General features: G+C 53.9%; 21 protein-coding genes and 1 pseudogene. 6 read left to right on the forward strand and 16 right to left on the reverse strand.

Features of this window, described 5'->3' with window-relative positions; all coding sequences use genetic code 11:
* Nucleotides 1-155 precede the first annotated feature (155 nt).
* From glmM to rlmE, 4 genes are all read right to left on the reverse strand, one after another.
* Nucleotides 156-1,493, reverse strand: a complete 1,338-nt coding sequence (gene glmM, locus NA389_RS16530; protein ID WP_000071171.1) for a phosphoglucosamine mutase — start codon at nt 1,491-1,493, stop codon at nt 156-158.
* Nucleotides 1,486-2,334 (reverse strand): dihydropteroate synthase, encoded by an 849-nt coding sequence (gene folP / locus NA389_RS16535; protein ID WP_000764711.1) that lies wholly within the window; start codon nt 2,332-2,334, stop codon nt 1,486-1,488. Before folP ends, glmM begins: the two co-directional genes overlap by 8 nt.
* Nucleotides 2,335-2,438: 104 nt before the next feature.
* Nucleotides 2,439-4,373, reverse strand: coding sequence for an ATP-dependent zinc metalloprotease FtsH (gene ftsH, locus NA389_RS16540; protein WP_001107481.1), 1,935 nt, complete (start codon nt 4,371-4,373; stop codon nt 2,439-2,441).
* A 103-nt stretch (nt 4,374-4,476) separates the two neighbouring features.
* Nucleotides 4,477-5,103 (reverse strand): 23S rRNA (uridine(2552)-2'-O)-methyltransferase RlmE, encoded by a 627-nt coding sequence (gene rlmE / locus NA389_RS16545; protein ID WP_000145974.1) that lies wholly within the window; start codon nt 5,101-5,103, stop codon nt 4,477-4,479.
* Nucleotides 5,104-5,229: 126 nt separating this feature from the next.
* On the opposite strand from rlmE, the gene yhbY reads away from it, so the two are divergent.
* Nucleotides 5,230-5,523 carry a ribosome assembly RNA-binding protein YhbY gene (yhbY, locus tag NA389_RS16550; RefSeq protein ID WP_001592995.1) on the forward strand — a complete coding sequence of 98 codons (294 nt, stop codon included), beginning with the start codon at nt 5,230-5,232 and terminating at the stop codon, nt 5,521-5,523.
* Between the two features lie 155 nt (nt 5,524-5,678).
* Here yhbY and greA read toward each other — a convergent pair whose 3' ends face one another.
* The gene (greA, locus tag NA389_RS16555) at nt 5,679-6,155 is read right to left on the reverse strand and encodes a transcription elongation factor GreA (RefSeq protein ID WP_001148008.1); all 477 of its coding nucleotides are present in this window, start codon (nt 6,153-6,155) and stop codon (nt 5,679-5,681) included.
* 247 nt (nt 6,156-6,402) lie between these two features.
* On the opposite strand from greA, the gene dacB reads away from it, so the two are divergent.
* Nucleotides 6,403-7,836 carry a serine-type D-Ala-D-Ala carboxypeptidase gene (gene dacB, locus NA389_RS16560; RefSeq protein WP_001212689.1) on the forward strand — a complete coding sequence of 478 codons (1,434 nt, stop codon included), beginning with the start codon at nt 6,403-6,405 and terminating at the stop codon, nt 7,834-7,836.
* Between the two features lie 130 nt (nt 7,837-7,966).
* On the opposite strand, the gene cgtA is transcribed toward dacB, so the two are convergent.
* From cgtA to rplU, 4 genes are all read right to left on the reverse strand, one after another.
* The gene (gene cgtA, locus NA389_RS16565; protein WP_000673556.1) at nt 7,967-9,139 is read right to left on the reverse strand and encodes an Obg family GTPase CgtA; all 1,173 of its coding nucleotides are present in this window, start codon (nt 9,137-9,139) and stop codon (nt 7,967-7,969) included.
* A 15-nt stretch (nt 9,140-9,154) separates the two neighbouring features.
* Nucleotides 9,155-10,120 carry a DMT family transporter gene (locus tag NA389_RS16570; RefSeq protein ID WP_000813052.1) on the reverse strand — a complete coding sequence of 322 codons (966 nt, stop codon included), beginning with the start codon at nt 10,118-10,120 and terminating at the stop codon, nt 9,155-9,157.
* 129 nt (nt 10,121-10,249) lie between these two features.
* Complete coding sequence (gene rpmA / locus NA389_RS16575; protein WP_000940593.1) at nt 10,250-10,507, reverse strand: 50S ribosomal protein L27; 258 nt, start codon at nt 10,505-10,507, stop codon at nt 10,250-10,252.
* A 19-nt stretch (nt 10,508-10,526) separates the two neighbouring features.
* Nucleotides 10,527-10,838, reverse strand: a complete 312-nt coding sequence (rplU, locus tag NA389_RS16580) for a 50S ribosomal protein L21 (RefSeq protein ID WP_000271398.1) — start codon at nt 10,836-10,838, stop codon at nt 10,527-10,529.
* A gap of 257 nt (nt 10,839-11,095) precedes the next feature.
* Between rplU and ispB the strand changes: the two genes are divergently transcribed.
* Together ispB and sfsB are read left to right on the forward strand one after the other, a co-directional pair.
* Complete coding sequence (ispB, locus tag NA389_RS16585) at nt 11,096-12,067, forward strand: octaprenyl diphosphate synthase (RefSeq protein ID WP_001047353.1); 972 nt, start codon at nt 11,096-11,098, stop codon at nt 12,065-12,067.
* 232 nt (nt 12,068-12,299) lie between these two features.
* A pseudogene (sfsB, locus tag NA389_RS16590) lies at nt 12,300-12,587 on the forward strand (DNA-binding transcriptional regulator SfsB).
* A gap of 57 nt (nt 12,588-12,644) precedes the next feature.
* Here the strand turns inward: sfsB and murA are convergent.
* The 7 genes from murA to mlaF all read right to left on the reverse strand — a co-directional run bounded on the left by murA (nt 12,645) and on the right by mlaF (nt 17,508).
* Complete coding sequence (murA, locus tag NA389_RS16595) at nt 12,645-13,904, reverse strand: UDP-N-acetylglucosamine 1-carboxyvinyltransferase (RefSeq protein ID WP_000357288.1); 1,260 nt, start codon at nt 13,902-13,904, stop codon at nt 12,645-12,647.
* 53 nt (nt 13,905-13,957) lie between these two features.
* Nucleotides 13,958-14,212 (reverse strand): BolA family iron metabolism protein IbaG, encoded by a 255-nt coding sequence (gene ibaG / locus NA389_RS16600; protein ID WP_001518349.1) that lies wholly within the window; start codon nt 14,210-14,212, stop codon nt 13,958-13,960.
* Between the two features lie 187 nt (nt 14,213-14,399).
* Nucleotides 14,400-14,696: a lipid asymmetry maintenance protein MlaB gene (gene mlaB / locus NA389_RS16605; protein ID WP_000188843.1), complete on the reverse strand. Its 297-nt coding sequence runs from the start codon at nt 14,694-14,696 to the stop codon at nt 14,400-14,402.
* Nucleotides 14,696-15,331: a phospholipid-binding protein MlaC gene (mlaC, locus tag NA389_RS16610; RefSeq protein ID WP_000476475.1), complete on the reverse strand. Its 636-nt coding sequence runs from the start codon at nt 15,329-15,331 to the stop codon at nt 14,696-14,698. The genes mlaB and mlaC overlap by 1 nt, the downstream gene beginning before the upstream one ends.
* An 18-nt stretch (nt 15,332-15,349) precedes the next feature.
* Nucleotides 15,350-15,901 carry an outer membrane lipid asymmetry maintenance protein MlaD gene (gene mlaD, locus NA389_RS16615; RefSeq protein ID WP_001193591.1) on the reverse strand — a complete coding sequence of 184 codons (552 nt, stop codon included), beginning with the start codon at nt 15,899-15,901 and terminating at the stop codon, nt 15,350-15,352.
* A 4-nt stretch (nt 15,902-15,905) separates the two neighbouring features.
* A complete protein-coding gene (gene mlaE / locus NA389_RS16620) occupies nt 15,906-16,688 on the reverse strand; it encodes a lipid asymmetry maintenance ABC transporter permease subunit MlaE (protein WP_000925786.1) in 783 nt (260 codons plus the stop codon).
* Between the two features lie 7 nt (nt 16,689-16,695).
* The gene (gene mlaF / locus NA389_RS16625) at nt 16,696-17,508 is read right to left on the reverse strand and encodes a phospholipid ABC transporter ATP-binding protein MlaF (protein ID WP_000531566.1); all 813 of its coding nucleotides are present in this window, start codon (nt 17,506-17,508) and stop codon (nt 16,696-16,698) included.
* A gap of 212 nt (nt 17,509-17,720) precedes the next feature.
* Here mlaF and NA389_RS16630 point away from each other — a divergent pair, with 212 nt between their 5' ends.
* Entirely contained in the window at nt 17,721-18,698 is a 978-nt protein-coding gene (locus NA389_RS16630; protein WP_000922742.1) for a calcium/sodium antiporter, read from the forward strand.
* Between the two features lie 13 nt (nt 18,699-18,711).
* Nucleotides 18,712-19,698, forward strand: a complete 987-nt coding sequence (gene kdsD, locus NA389_RS16635; RefSeq protein WP_000018617.1) for an arabinose-5-phosphate isomerase KdsD — start codon at nt 18,712-18,714, stop codon at nt 19,696-19,698.
* Nucleotides 19,699-19,706 lie beyond the last annotated feature (8 nt).

The following is a 19,706-nucleotide window of genomic DNA, read 5'->3' on the forward strand; positions in this document are numbered from 1 at the left end:
TTTCCCACTGAAGCGGGTGTGAATACTAACCAAAGCGAATGACCTTCGCAAGGGCAATTTAAGCGCATTGTATCAACTGCGGAAAAAAACAGCAAAAGCGTTGTTTTTTGCGGGCCGTAAGGCGGCAACCGCCGCCTTTTTAGTCACTTAAACGCTTAAACGGCTTTTACCGCATCCGCGATACGATGGGCGAATGCCGTAACCTGCGCTTCATCCTCGCCTTCCACCATCACGCGAATCAGCGGTTCGGTACCGGATTTACGTAGCAGTACCCGCCCACGATTGCCGAGCGTGGCTTCTACGTCCGCCGTTACCGTTTTCACCGCTTCATTTTCCAGCGGATCGCCGCTACCGGCGGTGTAACGCACGTTAACCAGAATCTGCGGGAACATTTTCATACCGCTGCACAGATCGTGCAGACTCATATGATTACGCACCATCGCCGCCAGAACTTGTAGCCCCGCTACAATACCGTCGCCAGTGGTCGTTTTATCCAGCAGAATAACGTGACCAGAGTTTTCCGCGCCGATGCGCCAGCCTTTTTCCTGCAATTTTTCCAGCACGTAGCGGTCGCCCACTTTCGCCCGGGCAAACGGAATGCCAAGCTGCTTGAGCGCCAGCTCCAGCCCCATATTGCTCATCAGCGTCCCCACCGCGCCGCCGCGCAGTTGCCCCTGGCGCAGCCCTTCGCGCGCGATGATATACATGATCTGATCGCCATCGACTTTATTGCCTTCATGGTCAACCATGATGACCCGGTCGCCGTCGCCGTCAAGCGCGATGCCGAGGTCCGCCTTCTCCGCCAACACGCGCGCCTGCAACGCGCGCACGTCGGTCGCGCCCACTTCTTCGTTAATGTTGACGCCGTTTGGCTCACAGCCGATGGCGATAACGGTCGCGCCCAGCTCGCGCAGCACATTCGGTGCGATATGGTAGGTAGCGCCGTTGGCGCAATCCACAACCACTTTCAGACCGTTGAGGCTCAGTTCGTTCGGGAAGGTGCCTTTACAGAACTCAATATAGCGTCCGGCGGCGTCGACGATGCGGCTCGCTTTCCCCAGCTCGGCGGAGTCTACGCAGGTGATCTCTTTTTCCATTTCGGCTTCGATGGCTTCTTCCACATCGTCAGGCAGTTTCGTACCGTCGATAGAGAAGAATTTAATGCCGTTATCATAGAACGGGTTATGCGAAGCCGAGATAACGATACCCGCCTCCGCGCGGAAAGTCCGCGTCAAATAGGCGACGGCTGGCGTTGGCATAGGTCCGGTAAACGAGGCCGACAGCCCCGCAGCGGCAAGGCCCGCCTCCAGCGCGGACTCCAGCATATAGCCGGAAATACGCGTATCTTTACCGATAATGATTTTACGCGAGCCATGACGCGCCAGCACTTTTCCGGCAGCCCAACCCAGTTTAAGCACGAAATCAGGTGTAATGGGGGCATTGCCTACACGTCCGCGAATCCCATCGGTACCGAAATATTTACGATTACTCATAGCGTTTGTTTCCCTTTGCAGACAGAGTGGCTTCTACCACCCGCATCGCCTCTACGGTTTCTTTGACGTCATGGACGCGAATGATCTGCGCGCCCTGCATCGCGGCAATTACCGCGCACGCAAGGCTGCCGTTCAGACGGTCTGATGGTCCCACGTTAAGTAACTGACCAACCATCGTTTTACGTGACATGCCCACCAGCAGCGGCAGGTTAAAATGATGAAACTCACCCAGTCGCGCCAGTAAGGTATAATTGTGAGAGAGATTTTTACCGAAACCGAATCCGGGGTCGAGCAACAATTTCTCTTTTGCGATGCCGGCCTTCTCACAACGTGCTATTTGCTCAATAAAGTAGCGATTCACCTCGGCAAAGACATCGTCATATTTCGGCGCCTCCTGCATGGTTTTGGGGTTGCCCTGCATGTGCATAAGACTGACCGGCAAGCCGGTTTCCGCTGCCGCTTCCAACGCGCCGGGTTCGGAGAGCGAACGGACATCATTGATAATATGCGCGCCCGCCCTTGCCGCTTCACGGATCACCTCGGGTTTAGAGGTATCCACAGAAATCCACACTTCAAAGCGTTGCGCGATTGCTTCCAGTACCGGAATAACGCGATCCAGCTCTTCTTCCACGCTCACTTCCGCCGCGCCTGGTCGCGTTGATTCCCCCCCCACATCAATAATTGTCGCCCCGGCATTCACCATTAAATTCGCATGTTTCACCGCCTCAATCAGCGTGTTATGCGCGCCGCCGTCGGAGAACGAATCCGGCGTTACGTTCAGGATCCCCATAACATGCGGATGAGTGAGATCGAGCGTGGCGCCCTGAGCGAAGAGTTTCATGGTCAAAATCCCTGTTTTATTTGTGGTGAGTAAAAAAAAGAAAAACCCCGGGGCAAGCCCCAGGGTTTCGGTGAGCGCTAAACATAATGTTGTACAACAAACGCTTATTTGTCGCCCAGTTGCTCTGACATCGTGTTGCCCGGGTTCGGCGTGCGTGGTTCATCAACCGGACGCGGCGCCTGAGGCGTACCATTGCTGTCAGAGTTATTGGTGCCGTTTGGATCTTCCCAGCCCGCAGGCGGACGCACTTCACGACGCGCCATCAGGTCGTCAATCTGCGGCGCATCTATGGTTTCATATTTCATCAGCGCATCTTTCATCGCGTGCAGAATATCCATATTGTCAGTCAGGATCTGACGAGCGCGATTGTAGTTACGTTCAATCAGCGCTTTCACTTCCTGGTCGATGATACGCGCAGTTTCATCAGACATATGTTTCGCTTTTGCGACGCTACGGCCGAGGAACACTTCGCCCTCTTCTTCCGCATACAGCAACGGACCGAGTTTCTCCGAGAAGCCCCACTGGGTGACCATGTTACGCGCCAGGTTAGTCGCGACTTTAATGTCGTTCGACGCCCCGGTAGAAACATGCTCAACGCCGTAGATAATCTCTTCCGCCAGACGACCGCCGTACAGCGTGCTGATTTGGCTTTCCAGCTTCTGACGGCTAGCGCTGATTGCGTCGCCTTCAGGCAGGAAGAAGGTCACGCCCAGCGCACGACCGCGCGGGATAATCGTCACTTTGTGCACCGGATCGTGTTCCGGCACCAGGCGACCGATAATCGCGTGGCCCGCTTCGTGGTACGCGGTCGACTCTTTCTGCGCTTCCGTCATCACCATGGAGCGACGTTCGGCACCCATCATGATTTTGTCTTTCGCTTTCTCGAACTCAACCATCGACACAACGCGCTTGTTACCACGAGCCGCAAACAGCGCCGCTTCGTTGACCAGGTTCGCCAGGTCCGCACCGGAGAAGCCCGGCGTACCGCGCGCAATGATCGCCGCATCAATATCCGTCGCTAACGGTACGCGACGCATATGCACCTTCAGAATCTGCTCACGACCGCGAACGTCCGGCAGGCCTACCACCACCTGACGGTCGAAACGACCAGGACGCAGCAGCGCCGGGTCAAGGACGTCCGGACGGTTAGTTGCGGCGATAACGATGATACCTTCGTTACCTTCGAAGCCGTCCATCTCAACCAGCATCTGGTTCAACGTCTGCTCACGTTCATCGTGACCACCGCCAAGACCTGCGCCACGCTGGCGGCCTACGGCGTCGATTTCATCGATGAAGATAATGCACGGCGCCGCTTTTTTGGCCTGTTCGAACATGTCACGCACACGAGACGCGCCGACACCGACGAACATTTCCACAAAGTCAGAACCGGAAATCGTAAAGAATGGCACCTTCGCTTCACCCGCAATGGCTTTTGCCAGCAGGGTTTTACCGGTACCCGGCGGGCCGACCATCAGGACGCCTTTCGGAATTTTACCGCCCAGCTTCTGGAAACGGCTCGGTTCACGCAGGTATTCAACCAGTTCCGCCACTTCTTCTTTCGCTTCGTCACAGCCCGCGACGTCAGCAAACGTGGTTTTGATCTGATCTTCCGTCAGCATACGCGCCTTGCTCTTACCGAACGACATGGCGCCTTTGCCACCGCCGCCCTGCATCTGACGCATGAAGAAGATCCAGACGCCGATCAGCAACAGCATCGGGAACCAGGAAATGAAGATAGAAGCCAGCAGGCTTGGCTCTTCAGGTGGTTCGCCAACAACCTTGACGTTTTTAGTCAGCAGGTTATCAAGCAGCTTCGGATCATTAATCGGAATGTAAGTCGTGTAACGGTTACTATCTTTCTTGGTAACGTTGATCTCACGTCCGTTGATACGCGCTTCGCGAACCTGGTCCTGATTGACCTCTTGCAGGAAGGTAGAGTAATCCACCTTACGGCCATTAGACTCGCTGGGCCCAAAGCTCTGGAATACTGACATCAGCACAACGGCAATGACCAGCCAGAGTATTAGGTTTTTCGCCATGTCACTCAAGGGATTAACCTCTTATTACAACTGTGTTAAAAACAGCGTCAGGATACTCTATATCCAGTTTCTTTCAAACCTTACGTCTGAAATCTGCCGGTTATCACTTTCGCCCGGTCGCTACAATGTACACTTCACGCGAACGCGCACGCGAAGAGTCCGGCTTACGAACTTTAACCTTCGTAAACAGGGAGCGAATTTCCCTTAGATACTCATCGAAACCTTCGCCCTGGAACACCTTCACTACAAAACTTCCGCCTGGCGCCAGCACATCGCGGCACATCTCTAACGCCAGCTCCACCAGATACATGGCGCGGGGGATATCCACCGCCGGTGTTCCGCTCATGTTTGGTGCCATATCCGACATGACAACTTGTACTTTACTGTCACCCACGCGTTCCAGTAACGCTTTCATGACAAGTTCATCACGAAAATCGCCCTGAAGAAAGTCCACACCAACGATAGGATCCATAGGTAAAAGATCACAAGCGATGATGCGGCCTTTGCCGCCAATCTGCGTGACCACATACTGTGACCAGCCTCCTGGCGCAGCGCCGAGATCGACTACCGTCATTCCCGGCTTAAAAAGTTTGTCACTTTGCTGTATTTCATCAAGTTTAAACCAGGCACGGGAGCGTAGCCCCTTTTTCTGCGCCTGTTGAACATATTTATCGCTAAAGTGTTCCTGAAGCCAGCGGCTTGAGCTGGCAGAACGCTTTTTACCTGTCATTTAACTTTCCCGTCGGGGCAGTTCATCGTAGCCAATGGCGTAAATTTCTACACGCCTATTTGGCGATATAAGGGAGATGGCGGTAGAATGACCCGTTTTCAATCCCAACGTAAGCAAAAATATACGATGAATCTGAGTACTAAACAAAAACAGCACCTAAAAGGTCTGGCACATCCGCTCAAGCCTGTTGTTATGCTTGGCAATAATGGTTTGACCGAAGGGGTACTGGCCGAGATTGAACAAGCGTTAGAGCACCATGAACTTATCAAGGTGAAAATCGCCTCGGAAGATCGCGAAACAAAAACCTTGATCGTGGACGCTATCGTGCGCGAAACCGGCGCCTGTAACGTACAGGTCATCGGTAAAACGCTGGTGCTGTATCGCCCAACTAAAGAGCGTAAAATCTCGCTGCCGCGTTAAGGATATCCTAAAGTCGAACACAAAATCTGTGTAAAACGAGGGGTTTTCCACGAGCAGGAGAGCAAAATGCCACGCTCTCTCCGTTGATAAAAGGCCGCTATGCGGCCTTTTTCCTTTCTTTACAATACACCAACAATTTGCGTATTGAGTACTGCTTAAAGGTATTCCACTTTAAGCACTTCGTATTCCACATCGCCGCCAGGCGTTTTGATCACCACGACGTCATCCTGCTCTTTGCCGATCAGGCCGCGAGCGATTGGCGAGTTTACCGAAATGAGATTTTGCTTAAAATCCGCCTCATCATCGCCAACAATACGATAGGTCTGCTCTTCGTCGGTGTCCAGGTTCAGCACCGTGACGGTAGCGCCGAAAATCACGCGACCATTGTTCGGCATTTTAGTGACATCAATCACCTGCGCATTCGACAGTTTTGCTTCGATATCTTTAATGCGCCCTTCGCAGAAACCCTGCTGTTCGCGTGCAGCATGATACTCCGCGTTTTCTTTTAAATCGCCATGTTCGCGCGCTTCGGCGATAGCGGCGATGATTTCAGGACGGCGCACAGATTTCAGAAAATCCAGCTCTTCGCGCAGTTTTTCGGCTCCGCGTAAGGTCATCGGAATAGCTTGCATTTGTTATACCTCTTGAACATTCCTGTAGGGGGCAATGAACTCTACCCCGGCTGCTAAGCCAGCCCCGGCATATGCCATACCAGGGTCAGAAGCAAAAAAACACCAACCCGGGCGCGCAGTCCCAGGTCAGCTACAATTTCCTCTTTGATAACCATTTTACCCTGGAGTTCCCTATGGGTCATCGTTTACTTTTTAGGGCGTTGCGCCGTAGTATGACGGCTTGTTTCCAGGGTGTTAGCGCGAGATTATGCGATTTTCCAGATTTATCATCGGATTGACCACCAGTATAGCGTTCAGCGTTCAGGCCGCGAATATTGACGAATACATCAAACAGCTTCCGGCCGGCGCCAACCTCGCGCTGATGGTGCAAAAGATTGGCGCGCCCGCGCCAGCTATTGATTATCATAGTCAGCAGATGGCGCTTCCCGCCAGTACCCAAAAGGTGATTACCGCGCTGGCGGCGCTGATTCAACTCGGCCCGGATTTCCGTTTTACGACCACGCTGGAGACTAAAGGCAACGTCGATAACGGCATCCTGAAAGGTGACGTAATTGCGCGATTCGGTGGCGATCCAACGCTAAGACGTCAGGATATTCGCAATATGGTCGCGACGTTGAAAAAGTCAGGCGTCACGCAAATCGACGGCAATGTGCTTATCGACACGTCGATTTTCGCCAGCCACGATAAAGCGCCAGGCTGGCCGTGGAACGACCTGACGCAGTGTTTCAGCGCGCCTCCCGCCGCCGCCATTGTTGACCGCAACTGTTTTTCTGTGTCGCTTTATAGCGCGCAAAAACCAAACGATTTAGCCTTTATTCGCGTGGCCTCTTATTATCCGGTAACGATGTTCAGCCAGGTACGGACTCTGCCGCGCGGTTCGGCAGACGCGCAGTATTGCGAGCTGGATGTTGTGCCTGGCGATTTGAACCGTTATACGCTTACCGGCTGTTTACCACAGCGCGCCGACCCGCTGCCGCTGGCCTTTGCTATTCAGGACGGCGCCAGCTACGCGGGCGCGATCCTCAAGCAGGAACTGAAAGAGGCCGGGATAACTTACCGCGGCACACTGCTGCGCCAGACGCAGGTTAACGAGTCCGGAACGATCGTCGCCAGTAAACAGTCGGCGCCACTGCACGATCTGCTTAAGATTATGCTGAAAAAGTCAGACAACATGATCGCCGATACTGTTTTTCGGATGATTGGTCATGTCAGGTTTAACGTGCCTGGCACCTGGCGGGCGGGATCGGATGCCGTTCGCCAGATCCTGCGCCAACAGGCGGGAATTGATATCGGCAATACCATTATTGCCGACGGTTCCGGTCTTTCTCGCCATAACCTGATCGCTCCCGCCACGATGATGCAGGTGCTGCAATATATCGCCCAACACGATAACGAGCTGAACTTTATCTCTATGCTGCCGCTGGCGGGCTATGATGGTTCATTGCAATACCGCGCCGGCCTGCATCAGGCGGGCGTAGACGGTAAGGTTTCGGCGAAAACCGGGTCACTGCAGGGCGTGTATAATCTGGCGGGCTTTATTACCACCGCAAGCGGGCAACGGATGGCATTTGTACAGTATTTGTCCGGCTACGCGGTTCCACCTGCCGATCAGCGTAATCGCCGAATCCCGCTGGTACGCTTCGAGAGTCGGTTATACAAGGATATTTATCAGAATAACTGAGTGCATTATTGCCGGATGGCGGCGCTAACGCGTCTTATCCGGCCTACAACGAACATAATAAAACGGGCCGCAAATGCGGCCCGTTGGCTTTTGTAGGCCGGATAAGCGTTAGCGCCATCCGGCTACGAGATTAACGTTTGTAGATGAACTCGACGCCTTCTTCGTCGTCTTCATCCCAGTCGTCATCCCAGTCATCGTCTGCGTCTTCTTCCACTTCAGCCAACTGCTGGCGATGATAATCGTCCCACATGAACTCGACTTTTTCCGGCTGTTTTGCTTCTTCAGCCTGCGCGATCGGATTCTCGATGATAAAGGTCATCACATCCCAGCAGAGATCTTTCACCCCCAGCTGACTGGCGGCGGAAATCAGATAGTATTTCCCTTCCCAGCCCAACGCTTCGGCGATCGCTTTCGCTTTCTCTTCCGCTTCGGTTTTATCCATCAGATCGATCTTGTTGAACACTAACCAGCGCGGTTTAGCCGCCAGATCCTGGCTGTATTTTTCCAGTTCGCCAATAATGATACGGGCGTTTTCCACCGGATCGGAACCGTCGATCGGATCGATATCAATGAGGTGCAGCAGTACGCGGCAACGTTCGAGGTGCTTCAGGAAGCGAATCCCCAGGCCCGCGCCTTCCGCCGCGCCTTCGATCAACCCCGGAATGTCAGCCACCACAAAACTCTTTTCGCTGTCCATTCGTACCACGCCCAGGCTCGGCACCAGCGTGGTAAACGGATAGTCCGCGACTTTCGGTTTTGCTGCCGATACCGCACGAATGAACGTTGATTTACCGGCGTTTGGCATCCCCAGCATCCCGACATCCGCCAGCAGCATCAGTTCCAGCAGCAGGTCGCGCTTATCACCCGGCGTACCATTGGTTTTCTGGCGCGGCGTACGGTTAACCGAGGATTTAAAACGGGTATTGCCTAACCCATGCCAGCCGCCCTTCGCGACCAACAGACGCTGACCGTGTTTGGTCATGTCGCCCATCGTTTCACCGGTTCCCTGGTCGATAACGCGCGTACCGACCGGCACTTTGATGGTCACGTCTTTACCGCGTTTACCGGTACAGTCGCGGCTCGCGCCATTCTGACCACGTTCAGCGCGGAACGATTTTTCAAAGCGGTAATCGATCAGCGTATTCAGGTTTTCATCGGCTTCCATCCAGACGTCGCCGCCGTCGCCGCCATCACCGCCGTCCGGGCCGCCTTTCGGGATATATTTTTCGCGGCGGAAGCTCACACAGCCATTACCGCCATCGCCTGCAACGACCAGAATCGATGCTTCATCAACAAACTTCATTTTATTCTCCGTAAATCATTCGCCTGAGCGGGGTTGCGAAACCACCGTTTCATGCTTGCGTAAACCGCCCCAAATACGATGACCAATGGCGGAATACATCGCGCCCGCAACCACGACAAACGCACCGAGATAACCTAAAAGGTTTAACATCGGTCTGGCGAAGAAATCGGGCCAGGCCATAGATAAAAGATCTGAAAACAGCAGGGTAAATAGCGGTGTAAGCGTGATTATCGCGCTCACCTGCGCCGCCTGCCAACGCGCCATCGCTTCCGCCAGGGCGCCATATCCTACCAGCGTATTTAGCCCGCAGAAAATCAAACAGGCGAGCTGCCAGTCGCTCAGTTGCGCTATCACCATCGGTTTTGCCAGCGGCAAGAGCGCTATCGTACATAAAGTGTACAGTAAAAACAGGATCTGCTGCGAGGCCAGACGTCGCAATAATACTTTTTGCGCCACGCCATAGCTCACCCACACCATCGCCGCGCCTACGCCAAAAATAACGCCCCAGGTGTAGTCGGTCAGTCGGGTAAAAATCTCGATCAGACTGGTGTTAAAAAACATCACCAGCCCGCTCAATAACATCAGCGCGCCAATCACCTGCGTACCGCGCATCTTTTCTTTCAGAATAAAGACGCTGGCGACCATCATGCCAACCGGCGAGAGCTGACCGATAACCTGCGACGCGGTTGGGCTCAAATATTGCAGGGAAGAACTGAACAAAATGAAATTACCGAACAGTCCGCAGGTCGCTATCGCCAATAACACCAACCAGCGCGGCTTACGAAAAATACGCAGCGGCGGCAGCTTTCTTTTTACTGCCAGTATCGCCCCGAGGCCAATACTGGCCATTAAGAAGCGGTAGAAGACAATGGTTGAAGGCTCCATCACCTCCAGCACTTGCTTCATTGCTATTGGCAACGCTCCCCAGCACATCGCGGTAGTGAGCGCTAAAAGAATGCCAATGCCTGCCTGCTGCTTCATGCCGTGTTCCCTGCAAAGACCCGTTAACGGCATTCACACAGCCACACGGGTATATTTTAGTCGGCCATCGAATGTAAAAAGCCCCGCAACAGGTGCGGGGCTTTCATCCGTTACCGGACCACAAAAAACTTACTCAGCAACGATGCTGATGTATTTACGGTTTTTCGGGCCTTTAACTTCGAATTTCACTTTACCGTCTGCTTTAGCAAACAGAGTGTGGTCACGACCGCAACCAACGTTGGTGCCAGCGTGGAATTTAGTACCACGTTGACGAACGATGATGCTGCCTGCCAGAACTGCTTCACCGCCAAAGCGTTTTACGCCCAGACGTTTAGCTTCAGAATCGCGACCGTTACGAGTCGAGCCGCCAGCCTTTTTATGTGCCATTTAATCTGCTCCCCTAATCTTAAGCGCTGATGCCGGTAATTTTCACATCAGTGAACCACTGACGATGGCCCTGCTGCTTACGGTAGTGTTTACGGCGACGAAACTTAACGATTTTAACTTTCTCGCCACGACCGTGGGCAACAACTTCAGCTTTGATTACGCCGCCATCAACGAAAGGAACGCCGATTTTGACTTCTTCACCGTTTGCGACCATCAGAACTTCAGCGAACTCGATAGTTTCGCCAGTTGCGATGTCCAGCTTTTCCAGGCGAACGGTCTGACCTTCGCTTACTCGGTGTTGTTTACCACCACTTTGGAAAACCGCGTACATAAAAAACTCCGCTTCCGCGCACACCTTTCAATGATTCAGAGCGCGCTATAAATATTCACAATAGGGCGCGAATATTACGCAAATTGCACGGCTTTGACAAGTGCTACCATCAATACATGAAGAAAAAAAACACAACGCATACGGTAACGTTTATCTGCGGCGTTTTTTCAGTACAATCAGGGTATATTTCTAACCATAAACCCTACGTTACCTCATTCAGACATGGGATAATCGGGGCGATAAGCCCGGCTTTTGCGATGAATTTAGAAAAAATCAACGAGTTAACCGCGCAAGATATGGCGGGTGTCAATGCGACAATCCTTGAACAGCTTAATTCCGACGTTCAACTGATTAATCAGCTAGGATATTACATTATTAGCGGCGGCGGGAAACGCATTCGTCCGATGATTGCCGTTCTTGCCGCGCGTGCGGTGGGTTATCAGGGTAACGCGCACGTGACTATCGCCGCTCTGATCGAGTTTATCCACACGGCGACGCTGCTGCATGATGATGTGGTGGATGAATCCGATATGCGTCGCGGCAAGGCAACGGCAAATGCCGCCTTCGGTAATGCCGCCAGCGTGCTGGTCGGCGACTTTATCTATACCCGCGCCTTCCAGATGATGACCAGCCTCGGCTCGTTAAAAGTGCTGGAAGTGATGTCGGAAGCGGTCAACGTGATTGCAGAAGGCGAAGTGCTGCAATTGATGAACGTGAATGACCCGGACATTACCGAAGAAAATTACATGCGGGTGATTTACAGTAAAACGGCCCGTCTGTTCGAAGCCGCCGCCCAGTGCTCCGGTATTCTTGCCGGTTGTACGCCTGAGCAAGAGAAAGGGTTGCAGGACTATGGCCGCTACCTTGGTACGGCTTTCCAGCTCATTGACGATCTGCTGGATTACAGCGCCGACGGCGAGCATCTCGGTAAAAATGTGGGTGATGACCTCAATGAGGGCAAACCCACCTTACCGTTGCTTCACGCCATGCGCCACGGTACGCCAGAACAGTCAGCGATGATCCGTACCGCTATTGAACAAGGTAATGGTCGTCATCTTCTGGAACCGGTTCTGGAAGCGATGACCACCTGCGGCTCGCTGGAATGGACGCGTCAGCGAGCGGAAGAAGAAGCCGACAAAGCGATATCCGCGTTGCAGATATTGCCGGATACTCCATGGCGTGAGGCGCTAATCGGTCTCGCACACATCGCGGTGCAGCGCGATCATTAATGCCGTTCTCTTATCCCGCGTACTACGCGGGATATCCCATTAAGTTCCAATAAACTCCAGATACTTTGCTCCCTGTCTTTTCATATAGCCATATAGGGCTTCCCCTGGCATATTCTGAATATTGCCGCCACTTACATGAACTTTTTAGAACATTCTTTCACGAAGCGTTATAGTATCGAACGTCGTCGGGTTGTTAAAACCGTAAGTGATTAACCTAAGGAGTGATGGATGTATGGAAAGCAAGCTTATTGACTGGCATCCGGCCGATATCATTGCCGGACTACGTAAAAAAGGGACGTCAATGGCCGCTGAGTCACGTCGGAATGGATTGAGTTCATCCACGCTGGCCAATGCATTAACGCGCCCGTGGCCGAAAGGAGAGTTGATTATCGCGAAAGCATTGGGAACGGAACCCTAGGTTATTTGGCCATCGCGTTATCACGATCCGCGCACGCATGAGTTTATCGACAGAACGCGGCTTATGAGAGCGCGTAATAAAAACAAACAGAATGTAGAGTAAGTGCCTGTAAAACAACCCCCGCATCGCGTTCGCGGGGGTTATTCAGCGTACAGAAGGTTATTCGCCTTTCACGCGTTCAATATTCGCGCCTAGCGCGCGCAGTTTGTCTTCGATGCGCTCATAACCGCGATCGATGTGATAAATGCGATCCACAATCGTCGTGCCTTCCGCAATACAGCCCGCCAGCACCAGGCTCGCAGATGCCCGCAGATCTGTCGCCATGACCTGGGCGCCAGAGAGCGTTTCTACGCCATGGCATATGACGGTATTGCTTTCAATTTCCGCACGCGCGCCCATGCGGCTGAGTTCAGGCACGTGCATAAAACGGTTTTCAAAGACGGTTTCAGTGATAAAGCCCGTCCCTTCCGCCACCAGGTTCAGCAACGTGAACTGCGCCTGCATATCGGTCGGGAATGCCGGGTGCGGCGCGGTACGGACATTGACCGCCTTCGGTCGTTTGCCGTGCATGTCCAGACTAATCCAGTCCTCGCCCACTTCGATATCCGCGCCAGCATCGCGCAGTTTCGCCAGTACCGCGTCCAGAGTGTCCGGTTGCGCGTTACGGCAGAGGATTTTGCCGCGAGAGATCGCTGCCGCCACCAGGAAAGTCCCCGTTTCGATACGATCCGGCAGCACACGATAAACGCCGCCGCCCAGACGCTCTACGCCCTCGATCGTAATACGATCGGTGCCCTGCCCGGCGATCTTCGCCCCCAGCGTAACCAGGAAGTTAGCGGTGTCGACAATTTCCGGCTCGCGCGCGGCGTTTTCAATGATGGTCGTCCCTTCCGCCAGCGTAGCGGCGCACATAATGGTGACGGTCGCGCCGACGCTGACCTTATCCATCACGATATGCGCCCCTTTAAGACGTCCTTCGACGGAGGCCTTTACGTAGCCCTCTTCCAGCTTGATGGTCGCACCCAGTTGTTCCAGACCGGTAATATGCAGATCAACCGGACGCGCGCCGATAGTACAGCCCCCCGGCAGAGAGACTTGTCCCTGACCAAAACGGGCAACCAGCGGCCCCAGCGCCCATATCGAGGCGCGCATGGTCTTAACCAGATCATAAGGCGCGCAGAACACGTTCACCTGGCTGGCGTCAATGTGTACCGATCCATTGCGTTCCACTTTCGCGCCTAATTGGCTCAGGAGCTTCATCGACGTATCCACGTCTTTCAGTTTTGGAACGTTTTGGATCTCTACCGGTTCTTCTGCCAGCAGAGCGGCGAACAGGATCGGCAGCGCGGCGTTTTTGGCGCCGGAAATTGTGACTTCGCCCTGGAGCGTCGTTGGCCCCTGTACACGAAATTTATCCATTATTGTATTCTCAGTTAAGCATTCATCTCCGCTACCGGCAGGTTACCCGTAGCTTAAAATCCGTTAAGTTTACGATCGCGCGCCCATTCCGCCGGGGTATATGCTTTGATCGATACGGCATGGATACGGTTGTCCGCAATGTACTCCATTAGCGGCCCATAGACCGTTTGCTGTTTCTTGACCCGGCTCATGCCGTCAAACATCTCGCCCACGGCAATAACCTGAAAGTGACTGCCATCGCCGGAGACGTGGACTTCCTGGAGGGAGAGGGCATTCATCAGCACACTCTGAATTTCATGATTTTCCATGGGTTCTTTATTCGTCAAATAGTGAAAACAGCCCAACATCTTAGAGCAAAGTCGCGCCGTCTTAAATAAGCAAAAGATTACGCTGATAAATCAGCGCGGTAAAAGTGCCGGATGGTGCTGCTAACGCAACTTATCCGGCCTACGGGGATCATGCGAAGTGTAGGCCGGATAAACCATCCGGCATTCATTACATACGGGGAAGTACGTCTTCGGGCAAGTTATATAATTGCGCCAGCGCGTAAACCTTGTCGTTAACGCCAGACAGCGACACGGCATTGCCCTGCTTTTTTGCCTGGTTCACAAGGTGCGCCAGCAGCGCCAGTCCCCCTGTATCCACCCTGGAGATCTGGCTCAGGTCGATACGGGTAACGCCATTCATCGCTTCTACGCGCGCGTCCCATAGCGGCGCCAACACGTCCTGATCCAGCTCTCCCGCCAGCACCAGAGTGTCCGCCTCACGCGTCCAGGTGAGTTGCGGCGTCATTACTGTTTCTCGTCCAAAGTAATTTTCTGTTGAGAGATAGATTTCAGTTGTGCGGTCAGGCCGTCAATGCCTTTAGTACGCAGCAGATCGCTCCACTCATTTTGCTTGGTGGTGATCATGCTGACGCCTTCCGCAATCATGTCATACGCCTGCCAGTTGCCGGTCTGGGTGTTTTTGCGCCACTGGAAATCCAGGCGTACCGGCGGACGACCGTTGGGATCGATAATCGTTACACGGATAGGCACAATGGTCGCATCGCCCAGCGGTTGCTCAGGCGCTATCTGGTAAGTCTGGCCGTGGTACATCGCCAGCGCCTGACCGTAGGCCTGTTTCAGGTATTCGCGAAACGCTGCAAAATAGGCTTCACGCTGCGCCGGGGTCGCCTCTTTGTAGTAGCGGCCCAGCACCAGCGCGCCGGCATATTTTACCTGCACGTACGGCAGAAGTTCCTGATCAACAACGTCGCGCAGGTAATCCGGATTGGCACGAATTTTCGGCTGTTCGTTTTTCAGGCGATCAAAAGTTTTCTGCGCCGCCTCGTTCATCAGTTTATAAGGATTGCTCTGATCCGCTGCCGTTGCTGCGCTTAATGGCGCAATGACCAGCAGGGCCACCATCATCAGTCGTTTAAACATGCCTCAATTCTCCTGAGATTATTTCGTTTCGCCCGCGGGCGTTGTGGCTTCAGTATGGCCTTCCGTTGCGGCTGGCGCATCGCCAGAATTCTTATTGTCGTCGCCTTTGCTGTTATAAAGGAACTGACCAATCATATCTTCCAGCACCATTGCAGACTTGGTGTCCTGAATCGTACTCCCATCTTTGAGGATAGACGTTCCCAGCTCAGGATCTTCAAAACCGACGTTTAATGCCAGATATTGCTCCCCCAGCAGCCCGGAAGTACGAATACTCAACGAGCTGGTATCGGGAATATGGTTATAACGCTCTTCGATGTCGAGCGTTACGCGCGGCAGGTATGTTTTCGGATCAAGCGAGATATCTTCAACCCGCCCGACAACCACCCCGCCGATGCGTACCGGGGAACGCACTTTCAGACCGCCGATGTTATCGAAGGTCGCATAAACCTTATAGGTCGGCTCCGTGCGCATAGAGGTCACATTTGCCGCCTTCAGGCAAACAAACAGCGCCGCCAGCAACGCTACCAGCAAAAAAACGCCTACCCAAATTTCATTTTTTTTCGTTTGCATGAACTCAATTCCCAAACATCAGTGCGGTCAGCACAAAATCCAGCCCCAGAACGGCCAACGATGCGTGAACCACGGTACGCGTCGTTGCCCGGCTAATCCCGGCAGAAGTCGGTATTGCGTCATAACCGTTGAATAACGCAATCCATGTTACCGTAATGGCGAACACCACGCTCTTTATCAGACAGTTCACCAGATCCATACGCCAGTCGACGGCATTCTGCATCGCGGACCAGAAGAACCCGGCGTCGATTCCCTTCCAGCTTACGCCGACCAGCGAGCCGCCCCAGATACCGACCGCCACAAAGATAATGGTCAGTAGCGGCAACGAAATCACGCCCGCCCAGAAGCGCGGCGAAATCACCCGGCGCAATGGATCGACCGCCATCATCTCCATACTGGAGAGCTGCTCCGTCGCCCGCATCAGGCCGATTTCCGCCGTCAACGCCGACCCGGCCCGCCCGGCAAACAGCAACGCCGCGACCACCGGCCCCAGCTCGCGCAGCAGCGAAAGCGCCACTAACATGCCAAGACTGGTCTCCGCGCTGTAAGTAGTCAGAACCAGATAGCCTTGCAGCCCCAGCACCATACCGATGAATACGCCGGAGACAATAATGATAAGCATCGACAAGACGCCCACATTATAAAGCTGGCGCACCAGCAGCGGCGCATGTTTGCGAAACTCCGGCTTACCGATAATCGCATTGAATAACATTAACCCGGCGCGCCCGAACGTCCTGACGGTTTTGATCCCGCTGTGTCCGAGTGCTGCCAGCGCATTTAACAGCATGAGTGGCTTAACTCCCTGTTTCGAGTAAATCAAGGTGATAGTCGCCCGCCGGATAGCGGAACGGAACCGGCCCGTCGGCAATGCCGTCAAGGAACTGACGCACGCGCGGGTCCGTATTCTCCTGCAACGCCTGAGCGCTACCGTGAGCGACGATTTTTTTGTCCGCCATGATCCAGGCGTGATCCGCAATACTGAGCACCTCTGGCACATCATGCGAGACCACCACGCAGGTCACGCCCAGCGCGCTGTTCAATTCTGAAATCAGCTTCACCAGAACGCCCATGGTAATCGGGTCCTGGCCGACAAACGGCTCATCGAACATGATGAGATCCGGTTCCAGAGCGATGGCGCGCGCCAACGCGGCGCGACGCGCCATCCCACCGGAGAGCTCGGAAGGCATCAGTTTTGCCGCGCCGCGCAGCCCGACAGCTTCCAGTTTCATCATCACAACGCTTTTTAGCAGCGGCGCGGGTAAATTGGTGTGCTCCCGTAGCGGATAGGCCACATTGTCAAACACGTTCATGTCGGTAAACAGCGCTCCCGACTGAAACAGCATACTCATACGTTTGCGGACGGTGTAGAGCCGCGAACGGGACATGGCCGGCACATTCTCGCCATCAAATAAGATCTCGCCCTTATCCGGCGGGATCTGTCCGCCAATCAGGCGCAACAGCGTGGTTTTACCGATGCCCGACGGCCCCATGATCGCCGTGATCTTCCCGCGCGGCACCGTCAGGGAAATATTATCGAAAATGCAGCGTTCGCCACGGGAAAAGCTGACGTCGCGCATATCGACTAAATTGGCCGCAGACTGACCCATTGATTCATCCTTCGTATTGCCTTGTTGAGGTAACCATGGCGCTGAATTTAACCATGGGTTCGACATAATTACAGAATATTAACTGACAGGGTTAGCGAAAGCTGGCATTCGTTTTACTTTTTAGCCGCATAAAGTCAAAATTAGGACTTCGTTACGGCTTCCAGATATCCCTTCCAGGGGACCGGCGAGTATACCTGAAGAAAGGACTTTAGATGCTTTTAGCGATGGCGCTACTCATAATTGGTTTGCTTCTGGTGGCCTACGGCGCCGATCGTCTGGTGTTTGCGGCCTCTATTTTATGCCGTACATTCGGTATTCCCCCGCTGATCATCGGGATGACGGTCGTGAGTATCGGCACCTCGCTGCCGGAAATTATTGTGTCGGTCGCCGCATCGCTACACGGTCAGCTCGATTTGGCCGTCGGCGCGGCGCTCGGTTCTAACATCACCAATATTTTGCTGATCTTAGGGCTGGCGGCGCTGGTTCGTCCATTTACCGTGCATTCCGATGTTCTACGTCGCGAATTGCCATTAATGTTATTTGTTAGCGTGGTAGCCGGTTCCGTACTGCATGACGGACAGTTAAGTCGCAGTGATGGTATCTTTCTCCTGCTTCTGGCTGTGCTATGGCTGTTATTCATTGTTAAAATCGCGCGTCTGGCCGAACGCCAGGGGAATGACAGCCTCACCCGCGAACAACTGGCGGAGCTGCCGCGCGAAGGCGGGCTCCCCGTCGCGTTCTTATGGCTGGGCATTGCGCTGGTCATCATGCCGATGGCGACGCGCATGGTAATCGATAACGCTACGGTGCTGGCGAACTATTTCGCCATGAGTGAATTAACGCTCGGTCTGACAGTCATCGCCGTCGGCACCAGTCTGCCAGAGCTGGCGACGGCGATTGCCGGCGTGCGAAAAGGCGAAAATGATATTGCCGTTGGTAATCTCATTGGCGCCAATATTTTTAATCTCGCCATCGTGCTGGGACTGCCTGCGCTGATCGCGCCGGGAGAGATCAACCCGCTGGCGTTTGGGCGTGATTATAGCGTGATGTTGCTGGTTAGCGTGGTTTTCGCTTTACTTTGCTGGCGGCATCCGCGTCAGATTGGTCGGGGCGCAGGTATACTGCTGACCGGCGGGTTTATCGTATGGCTGGCGATGCTCTATTGGCTATCGCCACTTCTTGTTGGATAACTGGAAACGGATTATGTCGCATTTAGCGTTGCAACCGGGGTTTGACTTTCAGCAGGCAGGCAAAGAGGTCCTGGAAATTGAACGTGAAGGCCTGGCGGAGCTTGATCAATATATCAACCAGCATTTCACGCTGGCCTGTGAAAAAATGTTCAACTGCACCGGAAAAGTGGTGGTCATGGGGATGGGAAAATCCGGTCATATCGGACGGAAAATGGCCGCCACGTTCGCCAGTACCGGCACCTCTTCCTTTTTTGTACATCCGGGCGAAGCCGCGCACGGCGATTTGGGGATGGTTACGCCGCAGGATGTGGTTATCGCTATCTCCAACTCCGGCGAATCCAGCGAGATCGCGGCGCTAATACCGGTGCTTAAACGGCTGCACGTGCCGTTAATTTGCATTACCGGGCGACCGGAAAGCAGCATGGCGCGTGCGGCAGATGTGCATCTGTGTGTTAAAGTGCCCAAAGAAGCGTGTCCGTTAGGCCTGGCGCCTACCAGTAGTACCACCGCAACGCTGGTGATGGGCGATGCGCTCGCCGTGGCGTTGTTAAAAGCGCGCGGCTTTACCGCCGAAGATTTCGCTCTGTCGCATCCTGGCGGCGCGCTGGGACGTAAGCTACTGCTGCGCGTAAGCGATATTATGCATACTGGCGATGAGATCCCGCATGTTAATAAACATGCCACCCTGCGTGATGCGCTGCTAGAAATTACGCGTAAAAATCTCGGTATGACCGTCATTTGCGATGAATCCATGAAGATTGACGGTATCTTCACCGACGGCGATTTACGTCGCGTGTTCGATATGGGCGGCGATATGCGCCAGTTGGGGATCGCCGAGGTGATGACGCCAGGGGGCATTCGCGTGCGTCCCGGTATTCTCGCTGTCGATGCGCTGAATTTAATGCAGTCCCGCCATATCACCTCCGTACTGGTTGCTGATGGCGACCAGTTACTCGGTGTGTTACATATGCATGATCTCCTGCGTGCAGGCGTCGTGTAGAAACTCAA

The sequence above is a fragment of the Salmonella sp. NW645 genome (genome assembly GCF_051703725.1).
GTDB classification, from domain to species: domain Bacteria; phylum Pseudomonadota; class Gammaproteobacteria; order Enterobacterales; family Enterobacteriaceae; genus Salmonella; species Salmonella enterica.

Coding starts and splice junctions, on each gene's coding strand:
- rlmE (WP_000145974.1), bottom strand. CDS start 5,103: ATGACAGGTAAAAAGCGTTCTGCCAGCTCAAGCCGCTGGCTTCAGGAA.
- mlaB (WP_000188843.1), bottom strand. CDS start 14,696: ATGACGCCGCAACTCACCTGGACGCGTGAGGCGGACACTCTGGTGCTG.
- greA (WP_001148008.1), bottom strand. CDS start 6,155: ATGCAAGCTATTCCGATGACCTTACGCGGAGCCGAAAAACTGCGCGAA.
- dacB (WP_001212689.1), top strand. CDS start 6,403: ATGCGATTTTCCAGATTTATCATCGGATTGACCACCAGTATAGCGTTC.
- NA389_RS16630 (WP_000922742.1), top strand. CDS start 17,721: ATGCTTTTAGCGATGGCGCTACTCATAATTGGTTTGCTTCTGGTGGCC.
- mlaC (WP_000476475.1), bottom strand. CDS start 15,331: ATGTTTAAACGACTGATGATGGTGGCCCTGCTGGTCATTGCGCCATTA.
- NA389_RS16570 (WP_000813052.1), bottom strand. CDS start 10,120: ATGAAGCAGCAGGCAGGCATTGGCATTCTTTTAGCGCTCACTACCGCG.
- folP (WP_000764711.1), bottom strand. CDS start 2,334: ATGAAACTCTTCGCTCAGGGCGCCACGCTCGATCTCACTCATCCGCAT.
- murA (WP_000357288.1), bottom strand. CDS start 13,904: ATGGATAAATTTCGTGTACAGGGGCCAACGACGCTCCAGGGCGAAGTC.
- mlaE (WP_000925786.1), bottom strand. CDS start 16,688: ATGCTGTTAAATGCGCTGGCAGCACTCGGACACAGCGGGATCAAAACC.
- ispB (WP_001047353.1), top strand. CDS start 11,096: ATGAATTTAGAAAAAATCAACGAGTTAACCGCGCAAGATATGGCGGGT.
- rplU (WP_000271398.1), bottom strand. CDS start 10,838: ATGTACGCGGTTTTCCAAAGTGGTGGTAAACAACACCGAGTAAGCGAA.
- kdsD (WP_000018617.1), top strand. CDS start 18,712: ATGTCGCATTTAGCGTTGCAACCGGGGTTTGACTTTCAGCAGGCAGGC.
- glmM (WP_000071171.1), bottom strand. CDS start 1,493: ATGAGTAATCGTAAATATTTCGGTACCGATGGGATTCGCGGACGTGTA.
- mlaF (WP_000531566.1), bottom strand. CDS start 17,508: ATGGGTCAGTCTGCGGCCAATTTAGTCGATATGCGCGACGTCAGCTTT.
- rpmA (WP_000940593.1), bottom strand. CDS start 10,507: ATGGCACATAAAAAGGCTGGCGGCTCGACTCGTAACGGTCGCGATTCT.
- ibaG (WP_001518349.1), bottom strand. CDS start 14,212: ATGGAAAATCATGAAATTCAGAGTGTGCTGATGAATGCCCTCTCCCTC.
- yhbY (WP_001592995.1), top strand. CDS start 5,230: ATGAATCTGAGTACTAAACAAAAACAGCACCTAAAAGGTCTGGCACAT.
- cgtA (WP_000673556.1), bottom strand. CDS start 9,139: ATGAAGTTTGTTGATGAAGCATCGATTCTGGTCGTTGCAGGCGATGGC.
- ftsH (WP_001107481.1), bottom strand. CDS start 4,373: ATGGCGAAAAACCTAATACTCTGGCTGGTCATTGCCGTTGTGCTGATG.
- mlaD (WP_001193591.1), bottom strand. CDS start 15,901: ATGCAAACGAAAAAAAATGAAATTTGGGTAGGCGTTTTTTTGCTGGTA.